The organism is Dorea sp. AM58-8 (genome assembly GCF_003464045.1).
Classification (GTDB): Bacteria; Bacillota; Clostridia; order Lachnospirales; family Lachnospiraceae; genus Claveliimonas; species Claveliimonas ammoniilytica.
Genome location: NZ_QSDM01000029.1, coordinates 1 through 24,083, shown reverse-complemented (window position 1 = coordinate 24,083; position 24,083 = coordinate 1). Strand labels below are relative to the sequence as shown.

Here is a 24,083-nt window from a genome sequence, read left to right as displayed (position 1 = left end):
TATTAGCCACCTTTTTCTCTTTTTATAGATAAAATTTAGGGGAGACAGATGAATCATTTCGATTCATCTGCCTCCCCCGTTTAGAACTGCCATTAACCGACAGCCCCTTCTCTTACATTCTTATCATTCCCTGCAGCCAGATGTTTCCTTTGAACCTTCTGCCGATTGCAGGTTCTCCAATCAGATTTGCCTTGGGTATGCAGGCATCAAATTTCATTTCATTTACATTCAGACTCAGGATATAAATTTCTTCTCCCGTTTCTTCATTTTCATCCATTCTTATATTCAGAATTTCACCAAGAATCGAATAACGATCACACTCAATTCCACATGGCATAAAATATGTATCTACAATTGTAAATACATCTTCTTTTACCAATCTTCTTGATACTTTAGTATAAGTATCAAGATCATCTAATGTAAGGCTCTCGATTGCCGATGGATCACCATTTCGCGCAGCAGTTAGAAGTGTCATCCTGTTTTTTGATTCTTCTCTGCTTCTCTTTTCCTGATCCGGATTCTTAAATACAGGCAGTAAAATCATCCCATCATTACAAAGTCCGGACAAAGTAATAGATACATGATCCAGCACATGATTCCTGTGCACATCTGCAAGCATACATTCTATCGCATTCTGTACATGAAAAATCAGGCTGACTCCCACTTTAGCATCTTCATAAATTCCTACAAATGAATGCCGGTCCATTCGTCTCTCCAATGTCACATCTGCGACAGATGTAATGCCACTTCCTTCAAAATATGGATAATAGAAATATCTTTCAAATTGTTCTTCTTCATCCATGGTACCACAGACACAGATTCCCATATTCTTCGAACTTTTCATTCGATATTCGCAGTAATCTGTTTCCTGATCCAATGCCATTAACTCATGATGTGTATATACCTTTTCAGCATACTGCAGCAATCTGTTGAGCTGTTTTTCTGAAGCAATTCCTCCATACCCAATAGCATTAAGATATTTATGCATATTATTTACCTGTCTAATTATTTACGTTCGATTTTTTCTTTTCCACCCATGTATGGACGAAGTACTTCAGGGATACGTACAGAACCATCTTCCTGAAGGTTATTCTCCAAAAATGCAATCAGCATTCTCGGTGGTGCAACTACTGTGTTATTCAATGTATGAGCAAAATATTTATTACCATCAGTTCCCTTTACACGGATGCCAAGTCTTCTTGCCTGTGCATCACCAAGGTTAGAGCAGCTTCCTACTTCAAAGTACTTCTTCTGTCTTGGAGACCATGCCTCTACGTCACAAGATTTTACTTTCAAATCAGCAAGATCGCCAGAGCAGCATTCCAACGTACGCACCGGAATATCCAGTGAGCGGAAGAGATCTACTGTATTTTTCCAGAGTACATCATACCATTTCTTGCTCTCTTCCGGTTTACATACAACAATCATTTCCTGTTTTTCAAACTGATGGATTCTGTATACACCTCGTTCTTCAATACCGTGAGCACCTTTTTCTTTACGGAAACATGGTGAATAGCTGGTCAGTGTCTTTGGAAGTTCTCCCTCATCCAACATGGTGTCGATAAATTTACCGATCATAGAATGCTCACTTGTTCCGATCAGATACAGGTCTTCTCCCTCAATCTTATACATCATAGCATCCATCTCAGCGAAGCTCATAACGCCTGTTACTACATTGCTTCTGATCATAAATGGAGGTACACAATAAGTAAATCCTCTGTCGATCATAAAGTCACGTGCATAACTGATTACTGCTGAATGCAGTCTCGCAATGTCTCCCATCAGGTAATAGAACCCATTACCTGCAACTTTTCCAGCAGCTTCCAGATCAATACCATCAAAACTTTCCATGATCTCTGTGTGATATGGAATCTCAAAGTCCGGAACAACTGGCTCACCAAATTTTTCAATCTCTACATTTTCGCTGTCATCTTTACCGATCGGTACAGACGGATCGATGATATTCGGAATAATCATCATGTTCTTCTTAAGTTTTTCTTCTACTTCTTTTTCTTCTGCGGATAATTCTTCAATTCTTGCTGCACTCTTCTGAACTTCCTGTTTCAGTACCTCTGCTTCTTCTCTCTTACCCTGAGCCATGCATGCACCAATCTGCTTGGAAATCTTATTCTTATTAGCACGAAGAGCTTCTACTTCTCCTTTAATATCTCTATTCCTCTGGTCTAACTCTAATACCTCGTCAACCAGTGGTAATTTTTCATCCTGAAATTTCTTTTTAATGTTTTCCTTTACTACATCAGGATTTGATCTTACAAATTTAATATCAAGCATTTTCTTTCTCCCTTTCCTTTATCTTCTTGCTTTTTTTATTTCTTTACTTGTATCTTTTCTTACATCTTTTTTAGCTGCCTTTCTCGGCTGCTCTTTCCGAATTGTTTTTGCTTCATTTTCTTCTGAAGCTGATTCAGACTCACTGCTCATATATCTTCACTGTAAATTGCTCGATCCAGTGCTTCTGCTTCCTCTTCTGAGAGTTCTACATAGCTTTCACCCTTCAGAATTTCCTTCACATAAGTGTAACATCCCTCACGGCTGTGCATCGCATTCATGATCCATCCGGTATTATCACTGTCCAGAAGTGCCAGAGCAAAACTGAGTTTTCCTCCCATTTCATTAAAAGCGTCATACTTGACAATTCCGCATTTTTGAATACAATGTTCAGTCCTGCGGTACATTTCTTTCACATCAGCACGATTCTGTTTAATAATCTTAGCAATTCCATCCAGTTCCGAGAACTTTGTAAGAATACTTTCTTCTAGATTCTTACCATCTTTCCCCCGCATAAACGATGCATAACTGTTTTTCAGTCTGTCATATTTCAGACTGACATTCACATACAGTACGAACAGCACTACGATCAATATCAGCATAAATAAGAATATAAATGCAGGATCGATTCCAAGCTTCGCTAAAATCTTGCTTTCCATATATTATTCTCCTTTTTGTACAGATGTAATCATCTCAAACATGCGCTCAAGTTCATCATCTGAGTAATATTCAATTTCTATCTTTCCTTTTCCATTCCCCTTTGGTGATATACTAACTTTAGTTCCAAGTACCCGTTTCATTTTTTCTGCCAGGTCATCATAGACAAATGCATTTTCTACAGTTTTGACTACTTTAACCTGTTTCTTAGGATTTTTCAATGATTTTATAAGTTTTTCTGTTTCACGTACACTTAATTTTTCATCAAAAATCTTTGTAGCAAGCAGATACTGCTGTTCTTCGTCATCAATTGCAAGTAATGCTCTTGCGTGTCCGGTAGTGATCATATCGTCAATAATCATCTGCTGAACCTTTTCTCCCAGCTTCAGAAGTCTCATAGAGTTTGTAACAGCTGTACGACTCTTTGACACGCGCTCCGCCACTTCATCCTGTTTCAGGTTAAATTCTGTCAGCAATTTTTTAAATGCCATTGCTTCTTCAATTGGATTTAGATTTTCTCTCTGAATGTTCTCAATCAAAGCAATTTCCACTGCCTGCTGTTCCGTATATTCCTTAATAATAACCGGAACTTCTTTGACACCGGCAAGCTTTGCTGCGCGCCACCGTCTTTCACCTGCAATAATTTCATAATAATCTTTTCTTTTTCTTACCAACAGTGGCTGCAATACACCATACTGTTTGATAGAATCAGCCAGTTCCAACAATGCGTCTTCTTCAAAATGCTTCCTCGGCTGTTCTCTATTTGGTTCAACCTGGTTTATTTTTAACATTTGTTCGCCGGTTTTGACAGGTTCTTCTGCTTTTTCCGATTTTGCAGCAGGTTTTACCGATTTATTTTCAGGAATCAGGCTGTCCAGTCCTTTTCCAAGTCCTTTTCTCTTTACTGCCATATTATTCCCCTCCCAATCCTTATTTATCAATCACTTCGTCCGCTAACATTCTATAACTTTCAGCACCTGTAGACTTTGTATCATACATGTTAATAGGCATTCCATAACTAGGTGCTTCTGCAAGACGTATATTTCTGGGAATAATTGTTTTATAAATACTCTGATTCAAGTTATCCTTTACATTTTCTACAACCTGAAGTGATAGATTTGTACGTGCATCATACATTGTAAATACGACGCCTTCCATCTCCAGATCAGGATTCAGTCTTTCCTTAACCAGTTCAATCGTGTGCATAAGCTGACTTAATCCTTCCAATGCATAATATTCACACTGGATTGGCACAATCACACTGTCAGCTGTTGTCATTGCATTAATCGTCAGCGTGTTTAATGAAGGTGGACAGTCTATAATTACAAAATCATAATTATCTCTTACCTTGTGCACTTCATTTCTAATGATAAATTCCTTATCATCCACGCCAATTAATTCTATTTCGGCTGCCGATAAATCAATCCCAGTCGGAATAACATCCAGATTTTCCAAAGCATCTTTACAGATAACTTCTTCAATAGATGCCTGTCCTATAATCATATCATATACTGTTTTTTCGACAGAATCTTTATCAATTCCAAGTCCGCTCGTCATATTACCTTGCGGATCCATATCAATTGATAGCACTTTCTTGCCTTTTTCAGCCAAGCAAGCTGACAAGTTGATAGCCGTGGTAGTTTTACCTACGCCACCCTTTTGATTTGCTATCGCGATTATCCTTCCCATATTATTTCCCCTTTCTATGCTTGACTATTATACCACGTTTCACTGCTGGATTCCATAGATGTTTCACGTGAAACATTACATTTAGCAAGTTTCCTTTATTAACATAATGTTTTATTTCGATTATATGCATTGTTATTGAATAATTTAACTTTTTCAAATGTTTCACGTGAAACATTTAAAAATCGAATTCATTATTCACCTAGGTACTTTCAACCTATTTTCTTATAATTGTATTGTATTAATCCAAAATAGGAAATCATTACTGTAAAATGCATGATGCCAGAGTCCCAACATCAAATACATATCAAAATAGTAATAGAATGTCACGTGAAACATTCTATTACTATTTTTCTATATTTACTATCTTTTAAAACTTCTTAACAAGTATTATATGATGTTAACAAAATGTGGACTTACTCATAAGTAATCAAAAGCCTTTGCACTAATGCAAAGGCTTTCTTGAAGGTATACCTGATTTTCTAGGATATTTCATACCTGTATTCTTTTCTTTTTTTATTATAACTAATGATCTTGCTATATCTGTATCAGGAAGTTCAAACTGAACTACTTTTTGTGTCTTACCACCCAAAATTTTAATAGCCTTCTTGCTCTCATTGAGTTCATCCTCAATCTCACCTGATTTGTATGGTATAAAGTATCCATCCACTTTTACATACGGAATACAATACTCAGACAAAACAGCCAGATTAGCTACTGCTCTTGATACAACCATATCATACTCTTCTCGATATTCCTCATTTCTGGCAAAATCTTCTGCTCTTCCATGAATCGTTGTAATATCTTCCAGCTCTAATTCATTAATAACAGTGTTCAAAAATTTTATTCTCTTATTCAATGAATCTAACAATGTAACTTTTAAATGAGGAAAAGCAATCTTAAGTGGTAATCCAGGAAAACCAGCTCCTGTACCAATATCAATCACCGATTCAATTCTTTTCATATCATTAGCTTTTGTAATGGATAAACTGTCTGCAAAATGCTTACAAAACACCTCATCATACTCTGTAATACCTGTAAGATTCATAACCTTATTCCATTCAACCAAAAGCTGATAATACTTATCGAATTGTTCTAATTGTTTTTCACTCAATGATATATTAAGCTGAGTCATCATATTTAAAAATCTTGGACTAATCACCATGTACTATTTTCCTCCCAAATATATAAGTAATACAGATATATCAGCAGGAGATACTCCTGATATTCTGGAAGCCTGTCCAATTGATACCGGTCTGTATTCCTTCAACTTTTGAATTGCTTCTATACGAAGACTCTGAATTGCATCATAATCAATATCCTCTGGAATTTTTTTCTTTTCCATCTTCTTAAACTGTTCTACCTGTCTAAGCTGTCTTTTGATGTAACCATCATACTTAATGTTGATATCTATCTGATTTTCAATTTCTTCTTTCAAATCTGCTGGAAATTCCGGTCTGCCTCTATCTATCGGTGCTAATGCCTGATATGATAATTCCGGACGTCGAATCAGCTCTGTTAATGATATACCTGAATTAAGCGGTGTACTTTCATATCTCTTCAGTAAATCCTGTACATTATCACTTGTTCCAACATGTACATGTGAAACACGTTCAACTTCTTCATTGATGCATCTTATTTTCATAAGTAATCGATTGTATCGCTCATCAGAAATGAGACCAATTTCATGACCAATTTTCGTCAAACGTTGATCTGCATTGTCCTGACGAAGAAGAAGCCGATATTCTGCTCTGGACGTCATCATGCGATAAGGTTCATGACTTTCTTTAGTAACAAGATCATCAATCAAAACACCAATATAAGCTTCTGAACGATCCAGAATAATCCCATCTTTTCCCTGCAGTTTTCTCGCAGTATTAATACCTGCAATCAATCCCTGTGCAGCAGCCTCTTCGTATCCCGAACTTCCATTAAACTGTCCTCCGCTGAACAATCCGCTGATATTGCGAAATTCCAGTGTTGGCTTCAGCTGTCTGGCATCAATACAATCATACTCAATTGCATATGCATTTCTGACAATTTTCACATGTTCTAACCCTGGCACACTGCGGTACATCTCATACTGAACATCTTCCGGCAGTGAACTTGACATACCGCCGATATACATTTCATTTGTTTCAAGTCCCTCAGGCTCAATAAATACCTGATGTCTCTTTTTATCCGCAAATTTTACTACTTTGTCCTCAATCGATGGGCAATATCTCGGTCCTGTTCCTTCGATCATTCCCGAATAAAGCGGTGATCTATCAAGATTATCTCTGATGATTCTATGTGTTTCTTCGTTAGTATATGTCAACCAACAGGATGCCTGGTCAATCTGCACATCATCCGGATTTGTTGTAAATGAAAATGGCACAACTCTCTCATCACCAAACTGTTCTTCCATCTTACTGAAATCTATCGAATTCTTATCCACTCGCGCAGGTGTTCCGGTTTTAAAACGATACATTTTAATACCAAGTTCATCTTTCAGACAGTCTGTAAGATAATTCGCTGCCTGCAGACCATTCGGACCCGTATGAGAACTTACATCGCCATAGATGCACCTTGCCTTCAGATAAGTTCCGGTACACAAAATGACCGCTCTGCATCTATAAACCACGCCAGAATAAGTCTGAACACCTGTTACCTGATTATCTTCAGTCAGTATGCGGACAACCTCCTGCTGTCTGATATCCAGACGCTCCTGATTCTCCAATACACGGCGCATGGTTCTGCTGTAATTGGCTTTATCCGCCTGTGCACGAAGCGAATGAACAGCAGGACCTTTTGACTTATTAAGCATCTTGGACTGTATAAACGTACGGTCAATCACCTTACCCATTTCACCTCCAAGTGCATCCAGTTCTCTTACCAGATGTCCCTTCGAACTTCCGCCGATATTTGGATTACATGGCATCAATGCAATGCTGTCTACGCTGACCGTAAATACAACTGTCTGAAACCCAAGTCTGGCACAGGCAAGAGCAGCTTCACATCCTGCGTGTCCTGCACCTATTACTACTACATCATATTTATCTTTATTTTCCCATACAGAATTTGCTGAAAATTTCATTGACCAAATCTTCTCCTATCGTTTCTCCAGTAATACTTCCAAGTGTCTCGTATGCATCCATCAGATCGATTGAATAGAAATCCTCTGGCATCTGCATATCAATACTTTGAATTACATTTTTCAGACTCTGCAATGCATTCTGCAATGCCGTCTTATGGCGCACATTGGTAATATAAACTTCCGAATTAAAAGATATATTCCCATGATAAAACATATCTTTAAGCGTATTTTCTAATATATCAATCCCAATATTTTCTTTAGCAGATATTTCAATCATCGGAATATCAAATTTCTTTTCTTCCTTATTCTCTCCCAGATATGCATCCATAATTTCCTTTTTCTTAACCTGCATCTCCAGATCTGATTTATTTAGTAATATGATTGACTTTTTATCCTTCAAAAGTTTTAAAATATCATAATCATTCTGATCCAACGGCGCCGAAGAATCAATCACATAGATGATCAGATCTGCTTCTTTTGCGTGGCTGATTGCTTTTTTTACGCCAATTTCTTCTATGATATCTGCCGTATCACGGATGCCGGCTGTATCCATAATATTCAACGATACACCCTGCAGGCTGATATTTTCCTGCAAAATATCTCTGGTTGTTCCGGCAATATCAGTTACAATTGCACGATCCTCTCCAAGCAATGCATTAAGCAGAGAAGATTTACCTGCATTGGGCTTACCTACAATTACCGTATTAATACCCTCTTTAATAATACGCCCATCGTCCGAAGAATCTATCAACTTTTGAATCTCCTTTATCAAAGGTTCTATTACACCACGAAGTGTCTCGCCATACCCGTCTACACTGATGTGCTCCGGATCATCAAGCGCTGTCTCTATAAATGCAGTATGATACAATACCTTTTCTCTGATATCTACAATCTTCTGCTTAACATTCCCCTTTAACTGACCAACGGAACTCTTCAAAGCATATTCATTTTTCGACTGAATTATATCAATAACTGCCTCTGCCTGAGACAGATCAATCCGGCCATTCAGAAATGCTCTCTTAGTAAATTCACCAGGTTCTGCTGGTCTTGCTCCATGCTTAATTACCGTTTCAAGGATCTTTCGCACTACAAATACGCCACCATGACAGTCAATTTCTACCGTATTTTCTCCGGTATAGCTATGCGGTCCTTTCATAATAAGAACCAGCACTTCATCAATCATATCTTCACCATCTGCGATATAGCCATAATGGATCGTATGCGTCTTCTGGTCCGCTAGTTTTTTTCCATTTTTTCCTCTATATATACGATCTGCTATCTCAATTGCCTGTTCACCACTGATTCTTACAATTCCAATTCCTGATTCAGTAACAGCTGTAGATATTGCTGCTATCGTCTGCGTGTCATTATAAAGCACGATATACCTCCTGATAATAAAAAAGAGTAAGTAGGAGTTTTGACGCCCCTACTTACTATCTTATACGAAATACTATTTTCTTACAAGTGTAACCACTACTCTACGGTATGGCTCTTCACCTTCACTGTGAGTTGTAACACTTCTGTCTCCCTGCAATGCAGAGTGATGATTCTTCTCTCATATGGATTCATTGGCTCCAGAGATACCGATCTTCTGGTTCTCTTTACCTTGTGAGCAATGTTCTTGGCAAGGTTCTCCAATGTCTCTTTTCTTCTTCTTCTGTAATCCTCTGTATCGAGTTTTACTCGTACATAACCATCCTGTGCCTTGTTAGCCACTCGGTTAGTCAAATACTGAAGTGAATCAAGAGTCTGTCCTCTCTTACCAATCAGAATACCCATATTGTCTCCGTTCATTTCAATACACAGAGCACCTTCCTCGTCGATAGAAGTCTTTATCTCAACTTCCATATCCATAGCTTTCAGTACATTTGTCAGAAACTCTTCACAGGTCTTAACCGTAATATCTTCAACCTTAGCAAGTTCGATTTCCTTTCTCTCCTGTACCGGCTTATGAGGCTTATCATTCTTTTCTTTCTTTTCAGTTTTAACAGTTTCTTCTTTTACTTTCTCAGTTTTTTCAGAAGCTGTCACGTTCTTGTTATTCTTATGATAATTCTCTTTTTTGCGGTTATCTTTCTTTTTCTTGTTATCTCTGTTGTTGTGCTTGTGGTAGTTATCAGATTTAGAATCTTTCATAACTTCCTTAACAGCATCAGAAAAGTCGATGACTGGTTCATCATTCACTTTCTTTTCAACTTTTCGTCTTGCTTTGATAACTGCCTGCTTTCTTCCAATACCAAGGAATCCGGCATTTCCTTTTTCTATTACATCATATTCAAGCTGATCACTTGTAACACCTAACTGAATCAATGCTTCTGTAATGGCGTCATCCAGTGTTTTCGCAGATACTGTGATTTCTTCCATTGCGTTCAACCTCCCATAGCCAAACTATTTCTTTTTATTATCGTTAAAGTCTTTTACCATATTTGCCTTAGCAGAAAGGCTTCCTGCTTTTGCATGGCTTCTTTTTTCCTCTGCTTCTTTAAGCTTTGCATTCTTCTCAGAAGAAGACACATCCTTCTGAGCAGAAGATGAAAGACTCTTAGTATTGGCCTGAGCCATGGCATTGATCTTTTCAGCCTTTTCTCCACGTTTTTCACGCTTCTTCTCAGCCTTCTCACGGTTTTTTTCTACCATTTCTTCCGGTGAGATTTTCTGCAGATGCTTATTGATAAAGAACTGCTGTGTACATCTTACAACCGCACTGATAATCCAGTAAATACCGATACCAGATGACAATGTAAATACCATGAACAGTGAGAATAACGGCATTGTCATGTTCATAGTCTTCATAGTAGAATTCATCGGATCATTCTTATCTGAATTATTTTTAACTCCTGAAATAGCCTGTGACAGTTTGATACTTCCATACTGAGTTGCAGCAGATATAATTGGAAGTAAAATACATGTAATAACTACAAGTGCCGGTGCTACATCAAATGTATCTCTTGCCTTGATCATTGCTATTGGTGACATAGACAAATTCGGCAGTGTAAAGAATCTCTGCACATTATCTGATGCTTTTGCAATAGCTGGCACGTAATTAGACATATCATATATAACAGGATACAACGCAAACAAAAGAGGCATCTGGATCAATAATGGAAGACATCCTCCCATCATGGAAGTGCCATATTTGTCATATACCTGCTGAATCTCTTCCTGCTGCTTCATCATAGAAGCCTGATCCTTCTTGTTCTGATATTTCTTCTGAATTGCCTTAATCTCAGGATTCATCAGAGCTGTCATTCTTGATGTCTTCTGCTGATTGACTGTCAGCGGCAGCATCAATGTATATACCAGAATCGTGTAAATAATGATTGACCATCCAACCAGACCATGATCGGTTGGTAATACATTGTCCAGGGTATTATAAATGACATTCATTACTTTACCCAGTAATATCGCAATCTGTCCGACAATAGGCCAGTTTGCTGCTGATAACAAAGTACCCATATTCAATTCCTCCGTTTGTAGTAGCGGATATGCTTGTCTTTTTCCGGTGGAACCGGATCATATCCTCCCTGCGAGAATGGATTGCACCTCAAAACTCTCCAAATAGCCAGTCCTGTTCCCTTCAAAGCACCAAACCTTTCAATTGCTTCCACTGCATAACGCGAACAGGTAGGATAATACTTACAGCTTGAATATCCCTTGGCCGAAGATAAATATTTCTGATAAAACCGAACCATTTTTATCAAAATCTTTTTCAAATGTATGCCACTCCATTACGACTCGATTATTCCATGAAGACTTCCAAGATGAAGAAATGCTGATTCAATATCATGATAATTCTTTCCCTTTGCTGCACTTCTTGCTATAACGACCATATCATAACCACGTGCGACTTTTTCTTCATTTAATCGATAACTTTCTCTAATTAATCTTGTTAAGCGATGTCTTACGATACTGTTTCCTACTTTTTTGCTGACAGATATCCCAACACGATTCTTATCTGTGCCATTCTTTCTTATATATATAACCAGATATTTGTTCGCTTTGGAATGTCCGCCATGATATACTTTTCTAAAGTCTGTATTTTTTTTCAGCGATTCAGAAAAATTCATTGTATTTCTCCTGTTTTATTATAGAAGAAAAGGTCACAATAGATGCGACCTAAGCTGATAATTTCTTTCTTCCTTTTGCTCTTCTGCTTGCAAGTACTTTTCTTCCACCTGCGCTGCTCATTCTTGCTCTGAAGCCATGAACTTTTGATCTCTGTCTTTTCTTTGGCTGGAATGTCATTTTCATTGATATCCACCTCCCTTATTCTATCTATAAAGTTGTTCTCAATATTTGTTCGTTTGTTTCAAAAGACATCGTGTTTAATTATATTAGATAATACGAATTAAGTCAAGTAGATGGACTATATTTCTTTTCCCTATTCCATCTTTTTCATTGCCATCATAAGCATTTTGATGTAGAATAATGGAAAGTGGTTTTTTATGCGATAAAATAGATTAGGAGATTAAATTGATGAATGTTGTGGAAGAAAAATGGAATGAAATTATCGAGCATCTGCGTGTTGAACACGAATTATCCCACATTTCTTTCTCAACCTGGATTCAGCCTCTTAAGGTATACAACGTTGTAGACAATACCGTTTATCTGCTCGTGGACAAGGCTGCCAGCGTGGATTACATCGAGAAGAAGTATTCTCTTCCGCTGAAGGTCTGTATCGCTGAGATTACAGGTATTGAATATGAGGTTGTTTTTCTTTCTGAGGATGATGAGCGGATAGAAGAACTTAAGAAGATGTCCTCTGCCAGCACAGATAAGAGAAAGACGAAGACTGCTGCAGAGAAAGCGGGTCTTAACCCAAGATATACATTCGACACATTTATTGTAGGTAATAATAATAACTTTGCACATGCTGCATCTCTGGCTGTAGCCGAATCACCTGGTGAAGTATACAACCCTCTCTTCTTATATGGAGGAGTAGGACTTGGCAAGACGCATCTGATGCATTCGATCGCACACTTTATTCTGGATTTCAGTCCTAAGAAAAAAGTCGTGTACGTAACCAGTGAGACATTTACAAATGAACTGATCCATGCTCTGAAGAATGGACGTGAGTCCTCAATGTCGGATTTTCGAGAAAAATATCGTAATACCGATGTACTTCTGATCGATGATATTCAGTTTCTTATAGGAAAGGAAAGTACTCAGGAAGAATTTTTCCATACTTTCAATCACCTGCACACTGCCGGTAAGCAGATCATTATCTCCAGTGACCGCCCTCCAAAGGACATTGAGACACTGGAAGCGAGACTGCGTACTCGTTTTGAGTGGGGACTGATAGCCGATATGTCTGCACCTGATTATGAGACACGTATGGCTATTCTGCAGAAGAAGATTGAATTAGAACATCTGGAAATCTATCATATTCCTGATGATGTACTTCAGTATATTGCTCAGAACGTTAAGAATAATATCCGTGAGCTGGAAGGTTCACTGAATAAATTAATTGCACTCTACCGTCTGGAAGGCAATGGCAGACCGATCGATATTAACCTTGCTGCAGAGGCCATGAAGGATATCCTTTCACCAGACGATAATAAAACAGTTACACCGGAACTGATCATGGATATCGTTTCCGATCATTTTGGTGTATCCATTGCCGATCTGAAAAGTAATAAAAGACCTGCTGAGATTGCAGTACCTCGTCAGATCGTCATGTATCTCTGCCGTAAGATGACCGATGTACCACTTAAGTCCATTGGTATCCTGCTTGGAGGTAAGAATCATTCTACCATTAAGCACGGCGTAGAAAAGATAGAACACGATGTCGAAGAAAATGAACAGCTTGCTAATACGATTGATATTATAAAGAAAAAAATCAATCCTGTTTAAGATGTGCACAATTCGATGATAACTATGTGGATAATGGTGGATAACTTTATCATAACTTTTACAAATTGTTTCTAAAAAAGTTTTCATCATTTCATCCACAGATTATAATTTCGTTTTCATCAAGCTTATCAGCATCGATTTTCTTTGATTTTTCAGGGGATTGCAGTGGTTTTCCACATATCCACATCCCCTACTACTAAGACTACGGAAATCATATATTTATATATAGCATTTTTGCCCACCATTTTTTCGAAAGGAGTTATACACATGAAAATAGTCTGCAGTAAAGCTAATCTTGCGAAGGGAGTAAGTACCGTATCAAAGGCCGTTCCTTCCAAAACTACAATGCCTATTCTGGAATGTGTCCTGATAGACGCAACACTTGATGTAATTAAGCTGACAGCTAATGATATGGAACTTGGCATTCAGACGGAGGTAGAAGGAGAGATCATTGAACACGGTATGATCGCGATTGATGCGAGAATCTTTTCCGAGATCGTAAGAAAACTTCCGGATAACGATGTAGTAATAGAAACAGATGAGAATCTTCAGGCTACTATTACATGTGAGAAAGCGAACTTTAATATTTCCTGCAAACCAGGGGATGAGTTCAGTTATCTTCCTATTATCGAAAAGGACACTACAATTAGTATTTCGCAGTACACATTAAAAGAGGTCATCAGACAGACCATTTTCTCTATTGCAGATAATGAAAGTAATAAAGTAATGACTGGGGAGCTGTTCGAGATTAACCAGAATACGCTTCGTGTCGTATCTCTCGATGGTCACAGAATTTCCATTCGCAAGCTTGAATTGAAAGAAGAATATGACCATAAAAAGATTATAGTTCCTGGTAAGACATTGATTGAAATCAGTAAGATTCTTTCCGGAGAAGCAGACAAAGAAGTATGTATTTACTTTACTGAGAATCATATAGTATTTGAATTTGACCGGACGGTAGTAGTATCACGTCTGATTGAAGGTGAATATTTCCGAATTGATCAGATGCTTTCAAGCGATTACGAGACAAAGGTAAGAATCAATAAAAAAGAATTACTGAACTGTATAGACAGAGCGACACTGCTCATCAAAGAAGGAGATAAAAAGCCAATTATCATTAATATCGGTGATGAAATCATGGAACTTAAAATTAAATCCCAGCTTGGCTCTATGAATGAAGAAATATTCATTACCAAGGAAGGTAAAGATCTTCTGATCGGATTTAATCCTAAATTCTTAATCGATGCACTGCGTGTTATCGATGATGAAGAAGTAGAACTTTATCTTATGAATGCAAAAGCCCCTTGTTTTATCAAAGATGAAACGGAAAGTTATATTTATCTGATTCTGCCGGTTAACTTTAATTCAATTTAGGACAGGTGTAAGTATGGAAATTATCAAATTAAAAGATGAATTTATAAAGCTTGGTCAGGCACTGAAGGCTGCAGGTCTGGTAGAGACCGGAGCAGAGGCAAAAGATGTAATCCAGGATGGTCTGGTAAAAGTGAATGGCGAAGTAGATACCAGAAGAGGTAAGAAATTATACAACGGAGACGTTGTGGAATTTGATGGAGAAGAAATCAAAATTGAAGATTAATTCTTTGAAATTAAAAAATTTTCGCAACTATGATCTTTTAAATCTGGAATTAAGTGAACAGACGAATATTTTCTATGGTGATAATGCACAGGGAAAGACCAATATACTGGAATCCCTGTATCTGTGCGGCACGACCAAGTCGCACAGAGGTACCAAAGATAAAGATATGATCCAGTTTGGAAAAGATGAATCACACATAGAAGTAAAAGTAGAGAAGAGGGGCATTACCTATCAGATTGATATGCATCTGAAGAAGAATAAAGCAAAAGGTATTGCCATTAATCGGATACCTATCAAGAAAGCAAGTGAATTATTCGGTATTCTGAATGTCGTATTTTTCTCACCAGAGGATCTGAATATTATAAAAAATGGTCCAGCAGAGAGAAGAAGATTTATAGATCTTGAACTTTCGCAATTAGATAAAGTCTATCTGAATGATCTCGGCAATTATAATCGTATTATAAATCAGAGAAATAAGCTGCTGAAAGACATCAGTTTTAATAGTGGTTTAAAAGATACACTGGATATCTGGGATATACAGTTAATCGAGTACGGCGAAAAAGTGATTCAGGCAAGAAAAAAGTTTGTGTCCGATATCAACGAGATTATTTCTGAGATTCATAAAAAACTGACAGGTAATCAGGAACAGATTGAAGTGATCTATGAGCCAAATACAGGCGGACAGTCATTGGAGGATGTGATCCAGAGAAACAGAGAACGTGATCTGAGAATGATGAGCACGACATCAGGACCGCATCGTGATGACATCTGCTTTCAGGTAGATGGAATTGATATCCGTAAATTCGGATCACAGGGACAGCAGAGAACAGCAGCTCTTTCGCTAAAGTTATCTGAGATAGAACTGGTGAAGATGCTTACCAAAGACAAACCGGTTCTTCTGCTTGATGATGTGTTGTCTGAACTTGATAAACACAGGCAAAACTATTTATTAGATAGTATAGATGATATACAGACATTGATTACCTGTACAGGTGTGGATGAATTTGTAAATCATCGTTTTTCTATAAATAAAATATTCTATGTCCATGAGGGACAGGTAAGAAATGAAAACTAGGAGGATACTATGAGTACAGAGAAGGTACAGCACGAATATGGCGCAGATGAAATCCAGATTCTGGAAGGTCTGGAAGCTGTAAGAAAGAGACCCGGTATGTATATCGGCAGCACTTCTTCCAGAGGTCTCCATCATCTGGTATATGAGATCGTCGACAACTCTGTGGATGAGGCTCTTGCAGGATTCTGCACAGAGATCCAGGTCACAGTGAATAAAGACAATTCAGTTACAGTAATTGATAATGGGCGTGGAATTCCAGTGGGTATCAATCATAAATCAGGTCTTCCGGCGGTAGAAGTAGTATTTACTGTTCTTCATGCAGGAGGTAAATTCGGCGGTGGAGGCTACAAGGTATCCGGAGGTCTTCATGGAGTAGGTGCATCTGTAGTTAATGCATTGTCTAACTGGCTGGAAGTTGAAATCTGCCATGACGGAAAAGTATACAAGCAGCGCTATGAACGAGGCAAGGTTGTGTATAAACTGAAGTCGTAGGTGAATGTGAAGAAGGAAAGACCGGTACGAAGGTAACATTTATGCCAGATGATACCATTTTTGAAGAGACTGTATTTGATTATAACATTTTGAAACAGCGTTTCCGTGAGATGGCGTTCCTGACCAAAGGCTTGAAGATTGTCCTCAGAGATGAGAGAGAAGAAGAACTGATAGAGCGTACATTCCACTATGAAGGCGGAATTAAAGAATTTGTTACTTATCTGAATAAGAGTAAAGAAGCATTATATGAAGATGTTATTTACTGTGAAGGTATGGTAAATAACGTTCAGGTTGAAGTTGCCATGCAACATAATGATTCCTATAATGAGACGACTTATGGATTTGTAAATAATATTACGACTCCGGAAGGCGGTACTCATATTATGGGATTCCGCAATGCGCTTACAAAGACATTTAATGATTATGCAAGAAAGAATAAATTATTAAAAGACAGTGAACCTAATCTTTCAGGTGAAGATATCAGGGAAGGATTGACAGCCATTGTCAGTGTTAAGATTGAGGAGCCTCAGTTTGAGGGACAGACTAAGCAGAAGTTAGGCAACAGTGAGGCCAGAGGAGCAGTTGACAGTGTTGTAAGCAAACAGCTTGAAATCTATCTGGAGCAGAATCCGATGATTGCAAAGCAGACGATCGAGAAGTCTGTGCTTGCTCAGAGAGCGAGAGAGGCTGCGAGAAAAGCAAGAGAACTTACAAGAAGAAAGTCTGCACTGGATGGTATGTCTCTTCCGGGCAAGCTTGCAGACTGTTCTGATAAGAATCCGGAAAATTGTGAGATTTACATTGTAGAGGGAGATTCCGCGGGAGGATCTGCGAAGACCGCACGTAACAGAGCAACACAGGCAATTCTTCCACTTAGAGGTAAAATCCTGAATGTTGAAAAAGCAAGACTTGACCGCATTTATGGCAATGCTGAGATTAAAGCGATGATCACAGCATTTGGAACGGGTATCCATGATGACTTTGATATTAGTAAATTACGTTATCACAAGATTATTATCATGACGGATGCCGATGTGGATGGAGCACATATCAGTACATTGCTTCTGACATTCCTTTACAGATTCATGCCGGAACTGATTAAGCAGGGGTATGTATATCTGGCACAGCCACCGCTCTATAAATTGGAGAAGAATAAAAAAATCTGGTATGCATACAGCGATGAAGAACTGGATTCGATTCTTCAGGAAGTAGGGCGAGACACGAATAATAAGATTCAGAGATATAAAGGACTGGGAGAAATGGATGCAGAACAGCTTTGGGATACAACCATGGATCCGGAGCACCGTGTACTTCTTCGGGTAACAATGGATGATGAGACAGCTTCGGAGCTGGATCTTACATTTACCACACTGATGGGCGATAAAGTAGAGCCGCGTCGTGAGTTTATCGAAGAAAATGCAAAATATGTACAAAACCTTGATATCTAGGAGGAGCTATGGAAGACAATATTTTTGATAAGGTTCATGAGGTGGACCTGAAAAAAACAATGGAGACTTCTTATATCGACTATGCTATGAGTGTTATTGCTTCTCGTGCACTGCCGGATGTAAGAGATGGATTGAAGCCGGTTCAGCGAAGAATTCTGTATTCAATGATTGAGTTGAATAACGGGCCCGACAAACCGCACAGAAAGAGTGCACGTATTGTCGGAGATACTATGGGTAAATATCATCCGCACGGTGACAGTTCTATTTATGGCGCATTGGTAAATATGGCACAGGAATGGTCTACCAGATATCCATTAGTTGATGGACATGGTAACTTCGGTTCTGTAGACGGTGACGGTGCAGCTGCTATGCGATATACCGAAGCTCGTCTGAGTAAGATTTCTATGGAACTGACAGCGGATATCAACAAAGATACGGTTGACTTTATGCCGAACTTTGATGAGACGGAAAAGGAACCGGTTGTTCTTCCGTCAAGATTTCCTAATCTTCTCGTAAATGGTACTTCTGGTATTGCAGTAGGTATGGCAACCAACATTCCACCGCATAATCTGCGTGAAGTTATCAATGCAGTTGTTAAAATTATCGATGACCAGATTGAGGATAAAGATGAGACAGCAATTGAAGAAATTTTGAATATTATCAAAGGACCTGATTTTCCGACAGGTGCTATGATCCTTGGTACTCGCGGTATAGAGGAAGCATATCGTACCGGACGTGGTAAGATTCGTGTGCGTGCAGTGACTAATATCGAGCCGATGGCAAATGGCAAGAACCGTATTGTGGTAACAGAACTTCCATATATGGTTAATAAAGCACGCCTTATTGAGAAGATTGCAGAGATGGTAAGAGATAAGAGAATTGATGGAATTACTGATCTGAGCGACCAGTCCAGCCGAGAAGGTATGAGAATCTGTATTGAACTCAGAAGAGATGTGAATCCAAATGTTATCTTAAACCAGCTATACAAACATACACAGTTACAGGATACTTATGGCGTGATCATGCTGGCACTGGTCAATAACCAGCCGAAGGTTATGAATATTCTGGACATGCTGACATATTATCTTCAGCATCAGGAAGAAGTCGTAACCAGAAGAACGAAGTATGAATTAAATAAAGCAGAAGAGCGTGCTCATATTTTACAGGGATTATTGATTGCACTGGATCATATTGATGAAGTCATTCGTATTATCAGAAGCTCTGCAAATGTGCAGGCTGCCAAGGCAGAATTGATCAAACAGTTTAATCTGTCTGATGTACAGGCTCAGGCTATTGTGGATATGCGTCTGCGTGCTCTTACCGGTTTGGAAAGAGAGAAAATCGAGAATGAGTACAAAGAGCTGATGGAAAAGATTAAACATTTAAAAGCAATACTTGCAGATAAGAAGCTTCTTCTTGGTGTAATTAAAGAAGAAATTATTCTGATCCGTGATAAATATGGTGATGAGAGAAGAACATCTATAGGATTTGATGAATATGATATTTCCATGGAAGATCTGATTCCAAAAGAGGATGTAGTAATTACTATGACAAAAATGGGATATATCAAGAGAATGTCTAATGACACATTCAAAGCACAGAATCGTGGTGGTAAGGGAATCAAAGGAATGCAGACCATTGATGAAGATTATGTGGAAGAGTTATTCATGACACATACTCATCATTATATTATGTTCTTTACCAATAAGGGACGTGCATACCGTCTGAAAGCATATGAGATTCCGGAGGCATCAAGAACATCCAGAGGAACAGCAATTATCAATCTTCTTCAACTGATGCCGGAAGAAAAAATCAGTGCAGTTATTCCAATTGATGAATATCGTGATGGTGAGTATATTGTTATGGCTACTGCAAAAGGTCTGGTGAAGAAGACTCCGGTTACGGATTTCTCTAATATCCGTAAGAATGGTCTTGCTGCAATTACATTGCGGGAAGAAGATGAATTGATTGAAGTTAAGTTTACAGATGGTAATCAGGAAATTATTCTGGCAACTAAATTTGGTCAGTGTATTCGTTTTGCGGAAACAGATGTAAGAACCACAGGAAGAACCTCTATGGGTGTACGTGGTATTAACCTGGATGACACAGATGAAGTAATTGGTATGCAGCTTGCAACCCAGGGCAATGAGCTTTTGATCGTATCTGAAAAGGGTATGGGAAAACGTACACTAATCAGTGACTTTAGTGCACAGAATCGTGGCGGTAAAGGTGTGAAGTGCTACAAGATTACAGAAAAGACAGGTAATGTTGTAGGTATTAAGGCAGTAAATGAGGATGACGAGATTATGATCATCAACACAGAAGGTATTGTAATCCGTATGTTCTGCGAGGGTATTTCTATCCTTGGAAGAATCACATCTGGCGTAAAACTCATTAATCTGAAAGACGGAGTGACTGTTGCAAGCATTGCAAAGGTAAGAAAAGAAGAAGAGATTGAAGAAGCTGAAGAACCAACAGAAGAGACTGGAGATTCAGAAGAGTAAAAGCTAATAAAATGGCTGCCACTTTAAGTGGCAGCCATTTTTTGGAAATAACTTATAATAATTATGAATCAGCCTTATCTTTTTCCAATTCACGAATAATGATGTCAGCTACTTTTTCAACAGTGAAAGATACCATCTCCATACAGTGATTCTTTCTCTCCTGAGAATGTTTTTCCATACCTTTAGTCAGTACGCGGCAGCATGTAGCACCAAATTCATTTTTAAATGCATCGTGGAATTCTGCTGTCAGATCAAAACATCTCTTAACCTTAGGATCGCCTGGAGTCTTACGTCCGAAGAAATATCCGATCATCATAGTTCCACCGGCTGCAGCACCGCAGAGACATCCTGGTCCACCAAGTCCCCATGGAAAACCTGAACTCATAGCAATTGCATCGTCGGAAATGTCTACCTGAAAATGCTTGCGAAGTGAAAAGATAACGGATTCCGAACAGGCAAAACCATTGCAGAAGATCTCGAGTGCGTCTGCTTTTAATTGCTTCATATTGATATCTGTTGTCATAAAAATACCTCCTTCTTTACATTCACGATAAAAATATATGAATAGTATAATATTTATCAATAAAAAGCGCAATTAAATGGACAGAGATTCATCCATGCATTAAAATAAGAAAGATGAAATGAATTATGGAATGAATTCAAATGATAAGGAGGAGTATTATGCGCAATGTTCATGTAAGTGAAATTACGAGAAATATAAAAGAAATGTGTATAGAAGCCAATCATTTTCTTTCAGAAGATATGTCAGCGGCAATGAAAAATGCTGTTCAAACAGAAGAGTCGCCCCTTGGAAAGCAGATTTTGAATCAACTTCAGGAGAATCTTCAGATTGCCGGAGAAGATATGATTCCTATCTGCCAGGATACAGGTATGGCAGTTGTATTTCTTGAAATCGGACAGGATGTACATCTGGAAGGCGGATCGGTGGAAGATGCTGTCAATGAAGGTGTTCGTCAGGGATATGTAGAAGGCTATCTCCGTAAATCGGTAGTAAAAGATCCGATTATCCGCGAAAATACGAAAGATAATACACCGGCAGTTATCCATTATTCTATCGCACCGGGAGAAAAAGTACGCATAAAAGTAGCGCCAAAAGGATTCGGAAGTGAAAATATGAGCCGTGTATTTATGCTGAAGCCGGCAGATGGTATCGAAGGAGTGAAGAATGCAGTACTGACAGCAGTAAAAGATGCAGGACCAAATGCCTGTCCGCCACTTGTAGTTGGAGTAGGTGTCGGTGGTACATTTGAAAAATGTGCATTAATGGCAAAAGAAGCACTTACGAGAGAAGTAGGAACACATTCAGAGATTGAATGGGTAAAAGATTTGGAAGAAGAAATTCTTCAGAAGATTAATAATCTTGGTATCGGACCTGGAGGACTTGGTGGCACAACAACGGCTCTGGCAGTCAATGTGAATACCTATCCAACTCATATTGCAGGACTTCCGGTAGCAATTAATATCTGTTGTCATGTAAACAGACATATCATCAGGGAGGTGTAGTTATGAACAAAATAATTCAGGCGCCGATCAGAAAGGAAGAAATCAAGAATCTGAAAGCAGGAGATTACGTATATATCAATGGTATAATCTATACTGCACGTGATGCTGCACATAAGAGAATGGATGATACTCTCACAAGAGGAGAAAAACTGCCATTAGATATTAAAAATCAGATGATCTATTATATGGGTCCATCACCAGCAAGAGAAGGCAGAATTATTGGATCAGCAGGGCCTACTACAGCCAGTCGTATGGATAAATATGCACCTAGGTTACTGGATCTGGGACTTGGGGCAATGATAGGAAAAGGCAAAAGGAGCAAAGAAGTTCTGGATGCAATTGTAAGAAATGGAAGTATATATTTTGCAGCGGTAGGCGGGGCAGGAGCGCTTCTTTCTAAGTGTATTCAAAAATCAGAAGTAATCGCATACGATGATCTTGGAACAGAAGCTATCAGAAAGCTGGAAGTAAAAGACTTTCCTGTAATCGTAGTTGTAGATGCAGAAGGTAATAATCTGTATGAGACAGCTATTGAAGAATATAAGAGAGGTTAATAAAGTAAAATATGAAACGAATAATTATGATGGTGCTCAGAAATATTATTCTGGTGCCATACATGTGGATAAGATTGTGCTGGCATGCTACGCATGTGGATAAATATACATTAGCAGAACATTTTAAGATACTCCGCTATATTGTTGCTCATGCTAATAAGGGTGGTAATGTTAAGATAGAATCTTATGGAAAAGAAAACATACCAAAAGAAGAGGGGTTTATGTTCTTTCCAAATCACCAGGGGATGTATGATGTGCTGGCAATTATAGATGCCTGCGATAATACATTTGCGGTAGTAGCGAAGAAAGAAGTTGCCAATGTTCCATTATTGAAGCAGACATTTGCATGTACAAAGTCATATATGATGGACAGAGAAGATATCAGACAGTCTATGCAGGTAATTATGAATGTGGCAAATGATGTGAAGAATGGTAAGAATTTCTTGATATTTCCGGAAGGAACCAGATCGAAAAATGGTAATGTGATCGGTGAGTTTAAGGGAGGAAGTTTTAAGGCTGCAACCAAAGCAAGGTGTCCAATTGTGCCGGTTGCATTGATTGATTCTTTCAAACCGTTTGATACGAATACAATCAGTCAGGTGACGGTACAGGTACATTTTATGGAGCCGTTGTATTATGAAGATTATAAAGACATGAAGACAACAGAAATAGCGTCAACAGTACATGATAGAATCCAGAAAAAGATAAACGAAAATATCGGATAAAAGTGGATAAAAAAATAAGAAAAAATGTATTGACAATGTAATATATGTCAGTTATAATAATTCATGCACTGCGAAAGTTCGCTTTCGTAAAGAATATTATATTGAATGATATTCAGCGCTGGAGAAATACTCAAGAGGCTGAAGAGGCGCCCCTGCTAAGGGTGTAGGTCGGGTGACCGGCGCGAGGGTTCAAATCCCTCTTTCTCCGTTTAACATATATCATGTAAATTGATAGCTTTTAAAAAGAAAATAAAAAACTTTAAAAAAGTTATTGACAAGCACTGATAAACATGATATTATGTTTAAGCTGACTCGTTGAGAGCGGCAAACACAAAGAACTTTGATAACTGAACAATAGACAACAACCCTGAAGATTCTTTAAGAGAAAATTCAGAACAAGACATTTAATGTCGACCTAAAACAGTAATAACGGGATAGGAAAGCTAGTAGTTTTCCTGAACGGAATTAAACTTGATTTTAACTCACACTGAGGTGTGAGGGAAAATATTTTTTACGAGAGTTTGATCCTGGCTCAGGATGAACGCTGGCGGCGTGCTTAACACATGCAAGTCGAACGAAGCACTTAAGTTTGATTCTTCGGAT

The 24,083-nt window shown here is 38.4% G+C and carries 21 protein-coding genes, 1 tRNA gene, 1 rRNA gene and 2 pseudogenes; 11 read left to right on the top strand and 14 right to left on the bottom strand.

The window, feature by feature from the left end; all coding sequences use genetic code 11:
• Positions 1 to 112: 112 nt before the first annotated feature.
• From DXA18_RS14290 to rpmH, 13 genes and pseudogenes are all read right to left on the bottom strand, one after another.
• Positions 113 to 988: a DUF3881 family protein gene (locus DXA18_RS14290; protein ID WP_118384466.1), complete on the bottom strand. Its 876-nt coding sequence runs from the start codon at positions 986 to 988 to the stop codon at positions 113 to 115.
• 17 nt (positions 989 to 1,005) lie between these two features.
• Entirely contained in the window at positions 1,006 to 2,292 is a 1,287-nt protein-coding gene (gene serS / locus DXA18_RS14285) for a serine--tRNA ligase (protein WP_118384465.1), read from the bottom strand.
• A 146-nt stretch (positions 2,293 to 2,438) separates the two neighbouring features.
• Positions 2,439 to 2,948 carry a DUF4446 family protein gene (locus DXA18_RS14280; RefSeq protein WP_118384464.1) on the bottom strand — a complete coding sequence of 170 codons (510 nt, stop codon included), beginning with the start codon at positions 2,946 to 2,948 and terminating at the stop codon, positions 2,439 to 2,441.
• 3 nt (positions 2,949 to 2,951) lie between these two features.
• Positions 2,952 to 3,857: a ParB/RepB/Spo0J family partition protein gene (locus tag DXA18_RS14275; RefSeq protein ID WP_118384463.1), complete on the bottom strand. Its 906-nt coding sequence runs from the start codon at positions 3,855 to 3,857 to the stop codon at positions 2,952 to 2,954.
• A gap of 19 nt (positions 3,858 to 3,876) precedes the next feature.
• Positions 3,877 to 4,635: a ParA family protein gene (locus DXA18_RS14270; RefSeq protein WP_118384462.1), complete on the bottom strand. Its 759-nt coding sequence runs from the start codon at positions 4,633 to 4,635 to the stop codon at positions 3,877 to 3,879.
• A gap of 442 nt (positions 4,636 to 5,077) precedes the next feature.
• On the bottom strand, positions 5,078 to 5,797 hold the full coding sequence (rsmG, locus tag DXA18_RS14265) for a 16S rRNA (guanine(527)-N(7))-methyltransferase RsmG (protein WP_118384461.1): 720 nt from the start codon (positions 5,795 to 5,797) through the stop codon (positions 5,078 to 5,080).
• Positions 5,798 to 5,800: 3 nt separating this feature from the next.
• On the bottom strand, positions 5,801 to 7,708 hold the full coding sequence (gene mnmG / locus DXA18_RS14260; protein ID WP_118384460.1) for a tRNA uridine-5-carboxymethylaminomethyl(34) synthesis enzyme MnmG: 1,908 nt from the start codon (positions 7,706 to 7,708) through the stop codon (positions 5,801 to 5,803).
• On the bottom strand, positions 7,674 to 9,086 hold the full coding sequence (mnmE, locus tag DXA18_RS14255; protein ID WP_330424616.1) for a tRNA uridine-5-carboxymethylaminomethyl(34) synthesis GTPase MnmE: 1,413 nt from the start codon (positions 9,084 to 9,086) through the stop codon (positions 7,674 to 7,676). Before mnmE ends, mnmG begins: the two co-directional genes overlap by 35 nt.
• A 72-nt stretch (positions 9,087 to 9,158) precedes the next feature.
• A pseudogene (jag, locus tag DXA18_RS14250) lies at positions 9,159 to 10,072 on the bottom strand (RNA-binding cell elongation regulator Jag/EloR).
• 24 nt (positions 10,073 to 10,096) lie between these two features.
• Entirely contained in the window at positions 10,097 to 11,164 is a 1,068-nt protein-coding gene (gene yidC / locus DXA18_RS14245; RefSeq protein WP_118384458.1) for a YidC/Oxa1 family membrane protein insertase, read from the bottom strand.
• Between the two features lie 2 nt (positions 11,165 to 11,166).
• Entirely contained in the window at positions 11,167 to 11,421 is a 255-nt protein-coding gene (yidD, locus tag DXA18_RS14240; RefSeq protein WP_118384457.1) for a membrane protein insertion efficiency factor YidD, read from the bottom strand.
• 15 nt (positions 11,422 to 11,436) lie between these two features.
• Positions 11,437 to 11,775 carry a ribonuclease P protein component gene (gene rnpA, locus DXA18_RS14235; RefSeq protein ID WP_118384456.1) on the bottom strand — a complete coding sequence of 113 codons (339 nt, stop codon included), beginning with the start codon at positions 11,773 to 11,775 and terminating at the stop codon, positions 11,437 to 11,439.
• Between the two features lie 49 nt (positions 11,776 to 11,824).
• Entirely contained in the window at positions 11,825 to 11,959 is a 135-nt protein-coding gene (rpmH, locus tag DXA18_RS14230) for a 50S ribosomal protein L34 (RefSeq protein WP_118384455.1), read from the bottom strand.
• Positions 11,960 to 12,184: 225 nt separating this feature from the next.
• Here rpmH and dnaA point away from each other — a divergent pair, with 225 nt between their 5' ends.
• From dnaA to gyrA, 6 genes and pseudogenes are all read left to right on the top strand, one after another.
• On the top strand, positions 12,185 to 13,561 hold the full coding sequence (dnaA, locus tag DXA18_RS14225) for a chromosomal replication initiator protein DnaA (protein WP_118384454.1): 1,377 nt from the start codon (positions 12,185 to 12,187) through the stop codon (positions 13,559 to 13,561).
• 267 nt (positions 13,562 to 13,828) lie between these two features.
• Positions 13,829 to 14,935, top strand: a complete 1,107-nt coding sequence (gene dnaN, locus DXA18_RS14220) for a DNA polymerase III subunit beta (RefSeq protein WP_118384453.1) — start codon at positions 13,829 to 13,831, stop codon at positions 14,933 to 14,935.
• A 13-nt stretch (positions 14,936 to 14,948) separates the two neighbouring features.
• Positions 14,949 to 15,158, top strand: coding sequence for an RNA-binding S4 domain-containing protein (locus DXA18_RS14215; RefSeq protein WP_118384452.1), 210 nt, complete (start codon positions 14,949 to 14,951; stop codon positions 15,156 to 15,158).
• Positions 15,148 to 16,233 carry a DNA replication/repair protein RecF gene (gene recF / locus DXA18_RS14210; protein ID WP_118384467.1) on the top strand — a complete coding sequence of 362 codons (1,086 nt, stop codon included), beginning with the start codon at positions 15,148 to 15,150 and terminating at the stop codon, positions 16,231 to 16,233. The genes DXA18_RS14215 and recF overlap by 11 nt, the downstream gene beginning before the upstream one ends.
• Before the next feature lie 9 nt (positions 16,234 to 16,242).
• A pseudogene (gene gyrB / locus DXA18_RS14205) lies at positions 16,243 to 18,173 on the top strand (DNA topoisomerase (ATP-hydrolyzing) subunit B).
• A gap of 8 nt (positions 18,174 to 18,181) precedes the next feature.
• A complete protein-coding gene (gyrA, locus tag DXA18_RS14200; protein WP_118384451.1) occupies positions 18,182 to 20,677 on the top strand; it encodes a DNA gyrase subunit A in 2,496 nt (831 codons plus the stop codon).
• A 61-nt stretch (positions 20,678 to 20,738) separates the two neighbouring features.
• Here the strand turns inward: gyrA and DXA18_RS14195 are convergent, their stop codons facing one another.
• On the bottom strand, positions 20,739 to 21,200 hold the full coding sequence (locus DXA18_RS14195; RefSeq protein ID WP_118384450.1) for a C-GCAxxG-C-C family (seleno)protein: 462 nt from the start codon (positions 21,198 to 21,200) through the stop codon (positions 20,739 to 20,741).
• Between the two features lie 158 nt (positions 21,201 to 21,358).
• Between DXA18_RS14195 and DXA18_RS14190 the strand changes: the two genes are divergently transcribed.
• The 5 genes from DXA18_RS14190 to DXA18_RS14170 all read left to right on the top strand — a co-directional run.
• Positions 21,359 to 22,201, top strand: a complete 843-nt coding sequence (locus DXA18_RS14190) for a fumarate hydratase (protein WP_118384449.1) — start codon at positions 21,359 to 21,361, stop codon at positions 22,199 to 22,201.
• 2 nt (positions 22,202 to 22,203) lie between these two features.
• Complete coding sequence (locus tag DXA18_RS14185; RefSeq protein ID WP_118384448.1) at positions 22,204 to 22,755, top strand: Fe-S-containing hydro-lyase; 552 nt, start codon at positions 22,204 to 22,206, stop codon at positions 22,753 to 22,755.
• 11 nt (positions 22,756 to 22,766) lie between these two features.
• Positions 22,767 to 23,480, top strand: a complete 714-nt coding sequence (locus DXA18_RS14180; protein WP_118384447.1) for a lysophospholipid acyltransferase family protein — start codon at positions 22,767 to 22,769, stop codon at positions 23,478 to 23,480.
• 120 nt (positions 23,481 to 23,600) lie between these two features.
• Positions 23,601 to 23,688, top strand: a tRNA-Ser gene (locus tag DXA18_RS14175).
• A gap of 301 nt (positions 23,689 to 23,989) precedes the next feature.
• Positions 23,990 to 24,083, top strand: a 16S ribosomal RNA gene (locus tag DXA18_RS14170); the annotation flags it as partial.